Raw genomic sequence first — 12645 nt, forward strand, 5'->3', positions numbered from 1 at the left:
TGTGCCTCAATTTGTTGAGCTGTGAAGTATAGGAGAGGATATTTTTTTTGGCGAAATGTGCGAAAGGGAATAAATGACCATTTTATTTCCCCGATATTACTCAGGAATGACGAGCGTATTCCGCTTGTATTAATCTGAGATAATTAGAGAGGAACTCATATTCTTTTGTATTATTCACCTCAGTTAATGTGCAGCAATGCTTACGATAAGAGGCTCTCGATATCAATAAGTTATACTTTATTGTTTTTATGATAATAATTTATTATTTAATTAATTCATTAGCATTTAAAATGAACGGCAATTTTGCTCGCGGCGCATCTATCGTTTTTTGTTATAACGATGGGAAAAATTATGCTGAAAAATTTCTTCGTTTTTTCGGGCGTCAATCAACGGCATCGTTCCCAATGCCAGACAACGTAAAACGGGGCGGCAGAGCCCGCCCCGAGAGGTCTTACCACATCAGCCGACCGATCAGCGGCGCGGCCACCACCGTGATAATGCCGGCCAACATCATCACCAGACTCGACACCACGCCCTCCTGCGGCCCCAGTTCATAAGCGCGGGCGGTGCCGGCACCGTGCGACGAGGCGCCAAATCCGGCCCCCTTCGCCAGGCGGCTGCGCACCGCCAGCCGCAGAAACAGAATGTCGCCCACCGCCATGCCGAACACCCCGGTGATCACCACGAACAGCGCCACCAGATCCGGCTGCCCGCCCATTTGTTTGGCGGCCTCCAGCGCGAACGGCGTGGTGATCGAACGCACCGCCAGGCTGCGCTGCACCTCTTCCGGCAGCGTCAGCAGGCGCGCCAGCCACACCGAGCTATACACCGCCACCAGCACCGCCGTCGTTACGCCGGCGGCCAGCGACAGCCAGTGGCGGCGGATGATATGCAGGTTCTCGTACACCGGCACCGCGAAGGCGATGGTCGCCGGCCCCAGCAGCCACAGCAGCCAGTGGGTTTCGCCGATATAGTCCTGATAGGAGATGTGGGTGACCACCAGCAGCAGCACCAGGATCATCGGCGTCAGCACCAGCGGCATCAGCAGTAACGTGCGGCGGCGGCGGTACAGTTTCTTGTTGGCGAAGTAAAGCGCCAGCGTCGCCAGAAAGCAGGCCAGGCTGAGGATAAAATCATTCATGACGCTGCTTCCGCCGCTGTAGCCAAATCTCCAGCCGATACACCCTGTCCACCACCAGCCCGGTAGCGCCCAGCGTCAGCATGGTGCTGACCGCGATCACCAGAAAGATCTTCCAGCCCTCGACCATCAGCAGTTGGGCGTAGTTGACCACCGCCACCACCGCCGGCACGAAGAACAGCAGCATTTCCGCCAGCAGCCAGCGGGAACCGGCCTTGACCCAGCTCAGCGGCAGAATGCGCAGCAGGATCAGCGCCAGCAGCATCAGCATGCCGACGATATTGGCGGGGAGCGGCAGGTGGAATTGTTGCACCAGGCGATCGGCGATCAGGAACAGCGCCGCATACAACGCCACCTGAATCGGCACCTGCAAACGGGTCAGCAGGGAGGGGGCAACGCGGCGTAACGCCAGAGACATGAAAGATGACCTCAAACAATAAATTGACGGCCTACAGTATACGCAGCCGGGAAACCCCGCCTGAAATGAATTAAAATTATCGACATCATGCCGGCCGGGAATAGTTTCCCGCCGGTAGCGCCCTCAAGGAGGCCCCTAACGTGGATGTCCGCACCCTGCGCTACTTCGTTGAAGTGGTGCGCCAGCAAAGCTTCACCCGCGCCGCAGAAAAACTGTTCGTCACCCAGCCCACCATCAGCAAGATGCTGCGGCATCTGGAAGAGGAGCTGGAATGCACGCTGCTGATCCGCGAAGGCCGCAAGCTGCGCCTGACCGACAGCGGCCAGGCGGTGTATCAGCGCGGCCTGACGATCCTCGACGAATTCCGCCAGTTGGAGGCGGAGCTGGAAGACATCAGCTCGGTGAAAAAAGGCGTGCTGCGGCTGGGCATTCCGCCGATGGTGGGCAGGCAGATCGCCGATCTGATCCGCCGCTTTCGCCAGACCTATCCCGGCATCGAATTGAAAATTTCCGAGCTGGGCGGGCTGTCGGTCGAACAGGCGGTGATGTCCGGCGAACTGGATCTGGCGATGACGGTGCTGCCCTTCGATTCGGAACAGCCGCTGACCTTTCTGCCGCTGCTGGGCCACCCGATGTGCGTGGTGGCGCCGCGCACGCCGCAGTGGCTCAACCGCACCCGCATCAATATCGCCGAATTGGCCGACAGCCCGATCCTGATTTATAACGAAGACTTTGCGCTGTACAAGATGCTGATGAAGGCGTTTCGCCAGGCCGGTTTTGAACCGCAAATCGCGGTGCGCAGCGGCCAATGGGACTTTCTCGCCTCGATGGTGCAGGCCGGCGTGGGCATCGCCATGCTGCCGGAGCCGGTCTGCCGCTGGCTGGACAAGGAAAACCTGGTCTGGCTGCCGCTGGAACCACGCATGGAGTGGAAAATCGGCCTGATCTGGCGCCAGGGCAGCTACCTGTCGCACAGCGCGCAGGCCTGGATCGCCTGCTGCCGCGACTACTGGCCGCCGCTCAAGTAGCCAAAAAACAAGGGCCGCACAGGCGGCCCTTCAGGACAGAAATAAAGAGGAAAAACGCTAATTCCTCGTCTGAAGCTTACCCTTCTCGTTCGATCAGCAGCGCTTCGAGCAAGTCGAGATCGTGCAGCAGTTTTTGCAGCGTCTCGTTGCTGATTTTCTGCGTGGCGCGCAGGTGGTACAGCTCGCCGCGCTCGGCGCGCAGCGCCGTCAGGCGGAAACGCCGCTCGAGGTTTTCCATCGCCAGCGCATTCTCGATGTCGTCTTTCGAGGCGATACGCCGCCGCAGCATGCCCGTCACCCGCGAGCTGACCTCTTTCAACACCTGCGGATCGAGGTTCTCTTCGGTATCGGCAACCAGGCGCTCTTCCATTTTATTCACGCTCTCGATCGCCACTTCGGCCGCCATGGCGATCGCCATGCGTTCTTCCTGCTTGCTGGCGCTCTTGTCGGCCACCTGCACGCCGCGCAGCAGCAGCGGCAACGCCAGCACGCCGACGATCAACGACAGCAGGATCACCCCGGCGGCGATAAACACCAGCTGATAGCGCGCCGGGAAGGCGGTGCCGTCGCTCAGCAACAGCGGTATCGACAGCACACCGGCCAGGGTAATCGCCCCGCGCACCCCGGCGAACGACGCCACCCACAGCTCACGCGTGCTGTAGTCGCCGAACTGCAGCGGGCGCTTTTTCATAAAGCGGTTGCTGGCCTTCTTCATTACCCACAGCCAGGTGAAACGCAGCACCAGCAGCGCGGCGTAGATGGTGGCCACGTCGGCGAACAGGTACCAGGTCTGGATGGTCGGATCCAGCTCCGCCTGCAGGATGGAGGTCTCAAGAATGCCCGGCAGCTGCAGGCCCAACATGATGAATACCATGCCGTTGAACACGAATTCCAGCATCGCCCACACGCTGTTGGCGCGCAGGCGCATCGCCAGCGGCGCGTTGCGGATCACGCCGGACTGGCTGATGGTCATCCCCGCCGCTACCGCCGCCAGGATGCCGGAAACGCCGATATGTTCGGCGATCAGATAAGAAGCGAACGGCAGCAGCAGCAGGAACACGATCTGGGTCGCCGGATCGTCGCCGCTCCAGCGGCTCATCACCCGCAGCGATTTACTGTAGGTCCAGGTGACCGCCACGCCGGCCAGCAGGCCGCCGATCGCCACTTTGAGGAACTCGAGGGTTGCGCCGCCCACGGTGAACACCATGGTGCCCATCGCCACCGCGATGGCGAACTTGAGCGACACCAGGCCGGACGCGTCGTTCATCAGCGCCTCGCCCTCGAGCACGCCCATGATCGGCTTGGGAATGCGCCCTTTGCCGACGATGCCGGACAATGCCACGGCATCGGTCGGCGACAGCACCGCCGCCAGCGCGAAGGCCGCCACCAGCGGAATGCCCGGCACCATGGCGTAGATCAGATAACCGACACCGACCACGGTGATCAGCACCAGCACCAGCGCCAGGCCGAGAATTTCACGCCCGTGGTGCAGGAATTCGCGCGTTGGCGTTTTCCAGCCGTCGGCGAACAGCAGCGGCGGAATGAACAGCACCAGGAACAGTTCGGGATCAAAGTCGACGTGCAGCCCGAAATGCGGCCAGGCCAACAGGGCCCCAATGGCGATTTGCATCAGCGGCAGCGGCACCTGGAACGGCAACATGCGCGTCACCACCCCGGACAGGGAGACCACCAGGATCAAAATGAGGATTGTAAAAAAGATTTCCATGCTTTCCTTAGACTCTACGATTCAGACGACATCGGCTCAGGGCCTGCGTTGGTCCCGATAGTAGATCACTTTTTTTACAGCCGTTAAAGCTTGTTGTGCCTTTCAAAACGCGGTGCAGAGCAGAAGAAGACTTATCTTAAGAAGGGAATTGCCGTGACAGCTTCCCTCGCCCGCCGGGCGAGGGAAACCCGAGGGCTTAGATCGCCCAGCCGCCGGCGTAGAACGCCACCAGCGCCACGGCGATCAGCACGGTGCCGATGTTCAGCTTGCGCCATTCGCCGGAGAAGATGCGGCCGATGACCAGCGAGCTGAAGCCCAGCATGATGCCGGTAACGATGTTGCAGGTCAGCACGATGAACACCGCGCACAGCAGGCCGGCCATCGCGTCGACGAAGTCGTTGAAGTCCAGCTTGGTGACGTTGCTCAGCATCAGCAGGCCGACGTACATCAGCGCCGGTGCGGTGGCATAGACCGGCACCAGATAGGCCAGCGGCGACAGGAACAGGATCAGCAGGAACAGAATGCCGACCACGGTGGCGGTCAGGCCGGTCTTGCCGCCCGCGGCGGTGCCGGCGGCGGATTCGATGTAGACCGCGGCGGGCGCGGCGCCCACCAGGCCGGAGAAGATGCTGCTCAGGGAATCCGAGGTCAGCGCCTTGCCGCCGTTGATGATCTGCCCGTCTTTATCCAGCAGGTTGGCCTGCCCGGCCACCGCGCGGATGGTGCCGGTGGCGTCGAACACCGCGGTCATCACCAGCGCCAGCACGCTCGGCAACACCACCGGCTGCAACGCGCCCATGATATCCAGGCTGAAGATCAACGATTTGCCGTCCGCGTCCGCCAGGCTCGGCATGGCGAACAGCCCCTGGTATTTCACCGCCGGGTCGAAGATCAGGCCGATGATGGAAATGGCGATGATCACCAGCAAAATGCCGCCGGGCACGCGCAGTTTTTCCAGGCCGAAGATCACCGCCAGGCCGACCAGCGTCATTACCACCGGGAAGGAGGTGAACGCGCCGAGCGCCACCGGCAGGCCATCCAGCGGATTCTTCACCACCAGGCCGACGCCGTTGGCGGCGATCAGCAGCAGGAACAGACCGATACCGATGCCGGTGCCGTGCGCCACGCCCATCGGCAGGTTGCGCAGGATCCAGGCGCGGATACCGGTGACCGAGATGACGGTAAACAGTACGCCCATCAGGAACACCGCGCCCAGCGCCACCGGAATGCTGATGTGCTGGCCCAGCACCAGGCTGAAGGCGGTGAAGGCGGTCAACGAGATCGCACAGCCGATCGCCATCGGCAGGTTAGCCCACAGCCCCATCAGCAGCGAGCCCAGACCGGCCACCAGGCAAGTGGAGACAAACACCGCCGCCGGCGGGAAGCCCGCTTTGCCCAGCATGCTCGGCACCACGATCACCGAGTACACCATCGCCAGGAAGGTGGTCAGCCCTGCCACCACCTCCTGGCGCACGCTGCTGCCACGCGCGGAAATTTTAAAATAGCCATCAAGCCCGCCGGTTGGTTTTGCGGCGTGGTTCGCTTGAGAGTTCGACATAGGTTACTTCCCCTGTGTTTCATGAATCGGCCCGTCGCAGCAGGCCTGTAATCTCGCCCGCGCCCGATCGTCACGTAATCGTTTACGTCACGTTCCGCATCCGTGCCCTTCCTTCGCAGCGCCAACGGCGATGCGCACCAAGGCAAACGTTTAACTCGCAGCGCGCGGTACGGGTGATTTATGGTGGTTTATTCAAGGCAAACGATTATCCTGCCTTCCCTAGCGTCTAATCAACTAAAGATCGCGGCAATTTATGCAGAAAGCGGCGGAAATGGCGCCTGCATGATAAAACCGGGGCGACGAGCGCCCCGGCGAATTCCGTCACGGCGGGGTTATTGCGCCTGCGCCGCCGCGGGATCCATATACATCAATTCCCAGATATGGCCGTCCAGATCCTGAAAACCGTGGCCGTACATCACGCCGTAGTCCCGCGGCGGGTGGTAGGTGTTGCCGCCGCCGGCGACCGCCTTGCGCACCAGTTCGTCCACCGCCGCCCGGCTGGGCTGCGACAGGCACACCAGCACTTCGGTGGCCTGTTTGGCGTCGCCGATCGGGTTCGGGGTAAACACCCTGAATTTGTCATGGGTCAGCAGCATCACGTAAATCGTGTCGCTGACCACCATGCACGCGGCGGTGTCATCAGTAAATTGCGGGTTGAAAGTGAAACCCAGGCGGGTGAAAAACGCCATCGAGGCGGGCAGATCGCGTACGGGCAGGTTAACGAAGATTTGCGTAGCCATGGGCTACCTCCGATGAAGAATGACCCCATCGAGTATAGCCCATCCGGTTAACTCAGCAGGTCGTAAGGGCCGCCCTGCTCCAACGCCCGCTGGTAGGCGGGCCGGGCGTGAATGCGCTGCAGAAAGCCGCGCAGTTTCGGGCAATCATCCAACGCGCCGCGCGCCGCCATCGCCTCCAGCGGGAAGCTCATCTGTATGTCCGCCGCGCTGAAGTCGTTGCCGACGAACCAGCTGCCCTTGTTCAGGTGCTGCTCGAGATACTCGCAGTGCGGCGCGATCTGCTTGTCGAGATATTCGCGCTGCACGCCCTTGCCGATCGCGCCGGCCACCGGCCGCAGCAGCCAGGGGATCGGCGGCTGGCCGAGGCGGCTGAACACCAGTTTCATCACCAACAGCGGCATCAGCGATCCTTCGGCGTAGTGCAGCCAGTAGCGGTATTGCTGGCGCGCGTGGAAGTCGGTCGGCATGAACATCCCTTGCGCGTCATAGGCTTCCTGCAGGTATTCGATGATGGCGCCGGATTCCGCCAGCGTCAGATCGCCGTCGACGATCACCGGTGATTTGCCCAGCGGGTGGATCTTTTTCAGCGCCACCGGCGCCAGCATGGTCTGCGGATCGCGTTCGTAGCGTTGCACCTGATAGGGCACGCCCAGCTCTTCCAGAAACCACAGAATGCGCTGCGAGCGCGAATGATTGAGATGATGAACAATGATCATAAAGAAGCTCCTGTCCGCTGCCACACCAGTTCGCCCACCTGCACGCCGTTGCCGAGCTGCAAGGGCACCGTGCGCAACGTCAGCCGATCGCCGCTGAAAGCGTAAAAACGCACCTGACGGCTGCCTACCCAGTTGGGGAATGAACAGCCTTCGACCTGATGCACCACCCGCTGCTCGCTTTCCTCCACCTGATAGCGGCCGAAGTAGCAAATCATATTGATGAAGGCGGTGCGGATCTCCCGCTCGGACCCCTGCGCCAAATCGTCGGCGGCGAAACGCGGCCGCACGGCGCTGTACAGCTGCGCCGCCATCGTGCCGTTGGCCTCATAGTGGATGCGCCCCAGCACCTGCTCACCCAGCGGGTAATTCAGCTCGCCGTCCTGGTTTTTGAACACCGACGACACCAGCGCCCAACTGCCGATAAATGCGTTTACCGTCATTACGCTTCTCCGGTTAAGGATCGTCTGTAAAGGGTAGTGGCGATTTTTACTGCGCGCCAGCGGGTGAAAAAATAATCAGTTTATTTGACAGAGATACTCAAAACTCTCCGATTTTTTATTCACACCCGGTGCACTACTATTTAACACATCGAGAGACAACGGGCTCTCACCTAACAAATACTCTGAGGAACACATCATGAAAAACGTCAAAATTTTTGCTACCGCTGCGCTGCTGGCTACCGCTTCTTTCGCTACCTTCGCCGCTGACCTGCCTTCCAGCCAACCCGCTGCAGACGCGCAGAAAATCGGTGTCGTCTCCGTTAGCGGCGCCACCAACCTGAGCGCGCTGGAAAGCGAACTGGCCAGCAAAGCCGCCGCGTCGGGCGCCAGCTCATACCGCATCGTCGCCGCCGGCGGCCAGAACAAACTGTACGGCACCGCAGAAATCTTCAACTGATCGTCGAACAGCCAACCGACGGAAGAAAGAAGCCCCGCAAGGGGCTTTTCTCGTTTTAGCGGGCGTCGAAGCGCGTCGCCAGCTTCTGCAGGCGAAACTGCTCGGTGATGAAATCGACAAAAACCCGGGTTTTGGTCGGTAAGAATTTGGTGGTGGGAAAATAAAGGTGCATGCTGCCGCGATCGACATACCAACCCGGCAACACCCGCACCAGGCAGCCGTTTTCCAGAGAGGGCACCGCATTCGGCATGGCGATCAAGGCAATGCCCAAGCCCATTTCCGCCGCCCGCGCCGCCGCCTCCGGCTCGTTTACCGTCATGCCGATCGCCATCGCCGGCGCATGCTGCTCGTTTTCCGCATTGCGCAGCGGCTGATGGCGGATGCGCCCGGTCTGCGGCGAACGGATGAAAATCCCGGTGTGTTGCGCCAGCTGTTCCGGCTGCCGCAGCGGCGGCCGTTGCCGCAGATAATCCGCCGAAGCCACCAACACGCCGTGTGCGGGCGCCAGCTCGCGCGCAATCATCCCCTGAGCCAGTTCGATGCCGCCGCCCAACGCGGCGTCGAAGTGCTCGCCGATCAGATCCACCTGGCGATTATCAAAATGCCAGTCCGGCACGATCGCCGGATAACGCGCCAGAAAATCCGGCAACATCGGCAACACGAAATTCAGACCGAAAGCGGTGCCCATGCTGATCCTCAGGCTGCCGGCCGCCACGCCGCTGCTGCTGCTCAGCCCCTTCAACGCGCACTGAATCGACTGCAGACCACCGCTGATTTCCTGCAAAAAACGCTCGCCCTCTTCGGTCAGGATCAGCTGGCGAGTGTTGCGCTGGAACAGGCGCACGCCAACCAGCGTCTCCAGCCGGGTGACGTTTTTGCCCACCGCCGCCGGGCTGAGGCCCAGCTTGCGGCCGGCGGCGGAAAAGCTGCCGTTTTCCGCGCTGCTGACGAAGCATTCCAGGTGTCCCAGCATACTTTTCCTCTATGGATTTCAAACTAATGGTTTGAACTGATTATAGCTCTTTGTGGCTAGTGGCCGTGCCGGCGATCTCCGATACTGAATGACGGCACTTTACTTTACCCTCACCCACTTTGGAGAAATAACATGACCACAGCACACCCTCTGCAAGGCAAAGTCGCGTTCGTTCAAGGCGGTTCACGCGGCATCGGCGCCGCCATCGTTAAACGGTTGGCGAGTGAAGGCGCCGCCGTCGCCTTTACCTACGCCGCCTCGGCCGATCGCGCCGATGCGGTGGCAAGCGCCATCACCGCCGCCGGCGGCAAAGCCCTCGCCATCAAGGCCGACAGCGCCGATGCGGCGGCGCTGCAGCAGGCGGTGCGCCAGGCGGTCAGCCAGTTCGGCAATCTGGATATTCTGGTGAACAACGCCGGGGTGTTTACGCTGGGCAGCACCGAGGAACTGGCGTTGGAAGACCTGGATCGCATGCTGGCGGTCAACGTGCGCAGCGTGTTCGTCGCCAGCCAGGAGGCGGCGCGCCACATGAACGACGGTGGCCGCATCATCCACATCGGCAGCACCAACGCCGAGCGCGTGCCGTTCGGCGGCGCGGCGGTGTATGCGATGAGCAAATCGGCGCTGGTCGGCCTGACCAAAGGCATGGCGCGCGATCTCGGCCCGCGCGGCATCACCGTCAATAACGTGCAGCCCGGCCCGGTAGACACCGAGATGAACCCGGACGCCGGCGAGTTCGCCGATCGGCTCAAGCAGTTGATGGCGATCGGCCGCTACGGCAAAGATGAAGAGATCGCCGGCTTCGTCGCCTACCTCGCTGGCCCGCAGGCGGGTTATATCACCGGCGCCAGCCTGAGCATCGACGGCGGCTTCTCGGCGTAACCGTCCCTGAAATGCAAAAAGCCCCGTGAAGGGGCTTTTTTAATGGCGAATTACGCTTCGGCACCGTCGCCGTCAATGCAGGCCACCGCGCCTTCGTTCGTTCCCACAGGGAAGTGGCGGTCAAAGCGATCCTTCAGATCCTTCAGGCTGATTTCGGCAAAGCGCGCCAGCAGCGCCTGCTCGGCCTCATCCAGCACGTTGCCCAGCGCCTGATTTACCGCCGCCTCCACTGCACATTCCGGGTGCTCTTCCCCGCCGCCGATGGCGAACAGCTGCTTAACGCCCACCGCCCGGTAGATATCGAGCAGGCTGATGTTCCGCAGATCGTCGGCGATACGCCACCCACCGTGATGGCCCTTTTCCGACGCAACGAAACCGGCGTCACGCAGGCCGGCCAAGGTACGCCTGACCACGGCGCTGTTGGTGCCCAGCATCGCGGCGATCTGTTCCGAGGTGTAAACCCCCTTGTGGCGCGCCATATGCAGCAACACGTGCAGCATGCGCGAAAGCTTGTTGTCCTGACGCATTCCCATCTTCCTTTCAGCCCAGCATAGTCTCGTATCTTACAATGATACGAAAGATTGACAACGGCAAATATCACGTGCTTTTATAGGTTACATGAAATGACCGGCGTTCTCTTGGGCGCTGAAAACCCATTGCACCATGACCTCGTAAGGAATAATGATGACTCCCGTATCGGCTTCAGATCTCTCGGTATGCCTGATGATCGCGCTGGCGTCTGCCAGTATTTCCATGACCCTGACACAAACCGAACTCTTCACGGCGCTGCGGGCCTGGGCGGCGCGCAAAAACGCCCTGTTGGGCCATTTGTTCCAATGCTTTTACTGCATGAGCCACTGGGTGGTGATTGCAGGAATGCTGGTTTACCGCCCGGCGCTGTTGCACAGCGACATCGGGCCGATCGATTGGGTGATGACCGCCTTCATCGTGCTCACCGTCACCACCTTTATCAACGGCCTGCTGTTTAAAGTATTTCAGGCGGCTGTGCGCACTCATGTAATGAAACACGAGGCGCAGCAGATGTTGAATTCGCATGAGCAGTGATGAGGCCGTGCATGAACCAGAATACCAATGACATTTTCAACGGCGAATTTTCCCGCCGGTATGACGCTGGCAACGCGCGCTTCAATACGATTAGTGACAATCTTCACTTTTTGATTGCGCTGCTATTGAAGGATTTGCCCGTCAATGCCCACATCCTGTGTGTTGGCGTAGGAACCGGTACCGAGATGATCCATTTGGCCCGCCAGAACCCGAGCTGGCGTTTCACCGGCGTGGATCCTTCCGCCGACATGTTGGCGGTGTGCGCTGCCAAGCTACGGCAGGCAAAAATTAGCGAACGCTGCACGTTGGTGGAGGGCTATCTGCAGGATCTGCCGAGCGCACCAGATTACGACGCCGTACTGTGTCTGCTAGTGACCCATTTTATTCTCGATGACGCACGTGGCGACCTCTATCGCCATATGGCGTCACGGTTAAATACCGCAGGCCGGGTGGTGATTGCGGAAATTTCCGGTGATACGACGGCGGCGGATTTTGACCAGCACCTGGCCAGCTGGGCCGCCATGCAGTCTCTTGACGGTCAAACTCCGCGCACGCCGGTTGAACTCCGAGCCCAGTTGCAGCAACGGCTGTTGCTGCTGCCGCCGGAACACACCGAACGGTTGATCGCCGAAGCCGGATTTTCTCCGCCGCAGCGTTTCTTCCAGTCGTTGCTGATCCACGCTTGGACGGCCCGTAAACCGGCATAAAAAAACCCCGCCTGAGCGGGGTTTTTCGCGATCTTTTCCAGGCGAACCTTAGAACGGGATATCGTCGTCGAAATCCATTGGCGGTTCGTTGCTGCTGGCCGCCGGAGCGCTGTTCTGCGCCGGGCGCGACTGCTGCTGGCCGCCGCTGAACTGGTTGCCGCCCTGTGGCTGCTGAGGCTGGCCCCAACCGCCCTGGCCGCCGGCAGATTGACCGGCCGGTGCGCCGCCGCCCTGACGGCCGCCCAGCATCTGCATGGTGCCGCCGACGTTAACCACGATCTCGGTGGTGTAGCGATCCTGGCCGCTCTGATCCTGCCATTTACGGGTCTGCAGGGAGCCTTCGATGTAGACCTGAGAGCCTTTACGCAGGTATTCGCCCGCCACTTCGGCCAGTTTGCCGAACAGCACGACGCGGTGCCACTCGGTCTTCTCTTTCTGTTCGCCGGTCGCCTTGTCACGCCAGCTTTCGGAGGTCGCCAGGGTAATGTTGGCCACTGCGCCGCCGTTCGGCATGTAACGGACTTCTGGATCCTGACCCAGATTCCCGACCAGAATTACTTTGTTTACGCCTCTGCTGGCCATGAGCACTTCTCCCGATGATTGATTTCTACACAGTATAAACGCGTCAGTTTACCACGCTGAGTGCGAAACCACACCCGTGTTGATAAGTGCGAATTGCATTCCAGAATTGTCTTTTCAATCGACCTTGTTGCATTCGCATACTGGATATTCATTCAGGTTTTTTTGTGTCATAATTATGCGTTTCGACCTGGCTGTGCCGGTTTTTTGCGAGATCC

Annotated in this window: 15 protein-coding genes; 5 read left to right on the top strand and 10 right to left on the bottom strand. The window is 60.3% G+C overall.

Going from position 1 to position 12645, the window contains the following annotated elements; translation table 11 throughout:
- Window positions 1–451 precede the first annotated feature (451 nt).
- Both ACJ8HN_RS17820 and ACJ8HN_RS17825 read right to left on the bottom strand, forming a co-directional pair.
- The gene (locus ACJ8HN_RS17820) at window positions 452–1141 is read right to left on the bottom strand and encodes an LrgB family protein (protein WP_033649720.1); all 690 of its coding nucleotides are present in this window, start codon (window positions 1139–1141) and stop codon (window positions 452–454) included.
- A complete protein-coding gene (locus tag ACJ8HN_RS17825) occupies window positions 1134–1556 on the bottom strand; it encodes a CidA/LrgA family protein (protein WP_004936830.1) in 423 nt (140 codons plus the stop codon). The genes ACJ8HN_RS17820 and ACJ8HN_RS17825 overlap by 8 nt, the downstream gene beginning before the upstream one ends.
- 140 nt (window positions 1557–1696) lie before the next feature.
- On the opposite strand from ACJ8HN_RS17825, the gene ACJ8HN_RS17830 reads away from it, so the two are divergent.
- The gene (locus ACJ8HN_RS17830) at window positions 1697–2584 is read left to right on the top strand and encodes a LysR family transcriptional regulator (RefSeq protein ID WP_025304429.1); all 888 of its coding nucleotides are present in this window, start codon (window positions 1697–1699) and stop codon (window positions 2582–2584) included.
- Between the two features lie 76 nt (window positions 2585–2660).
- Here the strand turns inward: ACJ8HN_RS17830 and ACJ8HN_RS17835 are convergent, their stop codons facing one another.
- The 5 genes from ACJ8HN_RS17835 to ACJ8HN_RS17855 all read right to left on the bottom strand — a co-directional run bounded on the left by ACJ8HN_RS17835 (window position 2661) and on the right by ACJ8HN_RS17855 (window position 7764).
- On the bottom strand, window positions 2661–4310 hold the full coding sequence (locus tag ACJ8HN_RS17835; protein WP_033636184.1) for a Na+/H+ antiporter: 1650 nt from the start codon (window positions 4308–4310) through the stop codon (window positions 2661–2663).
- Window positions 4311–4506: 196 nt separating this feature from the next.
- Window positions 4507–5868, bottom strand: coding sequence for an NCS2 family permease (locus ACJ8HN_RS17840; RefSeq protein WP_033636185.1), 1362 nt, complete (start codon window positions 5866–5868; stop codon window positions 4507–4509).
- 332 nt (window positions 5869–6200) lie between these two features.
- The gene (locus ACJ8HN_RS17845; protein ID WP_039569623.1) at window positions 6201–6608 is read right to left on the bottom strand and encodes a VOC family protein; all 408 of its coding nucleotides are present in this window, start codon (window positions 6606–6608) and stop codon (window positions 6201–6203) included.
- A gap of 47 nt (window positions 6609–6655) precedes the next feature.
- On the bottom strand, window positions 6656–7324 hold the full coding sequence (locus ACJ8HN_RS17850; RefSeq protein WP_039569625.1) for a glutathione S-transferase family protein: 669 nt from the start codon (window positions 7322–7324) through the stop codon (window positions 6656–6658).
- On the bottom strand, window positions 7321–7764 hold the full coding sequence (locus tag ACJ8HN_RS17855; protein ID WP_346422730.1) for a lipocalin-like domain-containing protein: 444 nt from the start codon (window positions 7762–7764) through the stop codon (window positions 7321–7323). The genes ACJ8HN_RS17850 and ACJ8HN_RS17855 overlap by 4 nt, the downstream gene beginning before the upstream one ends.
- Window positions 7765–7960: 196 nt before the next feature.
- Between ACJ8HN_RS17855 and bhsA the strand changes: the two genes are divergently transcribed.
- Window positions 7961–8221 carry a multiple stress resistance protein BhsA gene (gene bhsA, locus ACJ8HN_RS17860; RefSeq protein ID WP_025304435.1) on the top strand — a complete coding sequence of 87 codons (261 nt, stop codon included), beginning with the start codon at window positions 7961–7963 and terminating at the stop codon, window positions 8219–8221.
- 55 nt (window positions 8222–8276) lie between these two features.
- Here the strand turns inward: bhsA and ACJ8HN_RS17865 are convergent, their stop codons facing one another.
- Window positions 8277–9194: a LysR family transcriptional regulator gene (locus ACJ8HN_RS17865; RefSeq protein ID WP_442523768.1), complete on the bottom strand. Its 918-nt coding sequence runs from the start codon at window positions 9192–9194 to the stop codon at window positions 8277–8279.
- A gap of 132 nt (window positions 9195–9326) precedes the next feature.
- Between ACJ8HN_RS17865 and ACJ8HN_RS17870 the strand changes: the two genes are divergently transcribed.
- Window positions 9327–10076 carry a 3-oxoacyl-ACP reductase family protein gene (locus ACJ8HN_RS17870; RefSeq protein WP_442523769.1) on the top strand — a complete coding sequence of 250 codons (750 nt, stop codon included), beginning with the start codon at window positions 9327–9329 and terminating at the stop codon, window positions 10074–10076.
- A 50-nt stretch (window positions 10077–10126) separates the two neighbouring features.
- Here ACJ8HN_RS17870 and ACJ8HN_RS17875 read toward each other — a convergent pair whose 3' ends face one another.
- Window positions 10127–10603: an Rrf2 family transcriptional regulator gene (locus ACJ8HN_RS17875; protein ID WP_197829447.1), complete on the bottom strand. Its 477-nt coding sequence runs from the start codon at window positions 10601–10603 to the stop codon at window positions 10127–10129.
- 196 nt (window positions 10604–10799) lie between these two features.
- On the opposite strand from ACJ8HN_RS17875, the gene ACJ8HN_RS17880 reads away from it, so the two are divergent.
- Entirely contained in the window at window positions 10800–11141 is a 342-nt protein-coding gene (locus tag ACJ8HN_RS17880; protein WP_370531229.1) for a DUF1360 domain-containing protein, read from the top strand.
- 11 nt (window positions 11142–11152) lie between these two features.
- On the top strand, window positions 11153–11848 hold the full coding sequence (locus tag ACJ8HN_RS17885) for a class I SAM-dependent methyltransferase (protein ID WP_442523770.1): 696 nt from the start codon (window positions 11153–11155) through the stop codon (window positions 11846–11848).
- Window positions 11849–11896: 48 nt separating this feature from the next.
- Here the strand turns inward: ACJ8HN_RS17885 and ssb1 are convergent, their stop codons facing one another.
- Window positions 11897–12430: a single-stranded DNA-binding protein SSB1 gene (gene ssb1, locus ACJ8HN_RS17890; RefSeq protein ID WP_033654707.1), complete on the bottom strand. Its 534-nt coding sequence runs from the start codon at window positions 12428–12430 to the stop codon at window positions 11897–11899.
- Window positions 12431–12645: the final 215 nt, after the last annotated feature.

The organism is Serratia sp. CY29653 (genome assembly GCF_052169255.1).
GTDB lineage: Bacteria > Pseudomonadota > Gammaproteobacteria > Enterobacterales > Enterobacteriaceae > Serratia > Serratia sarumanii.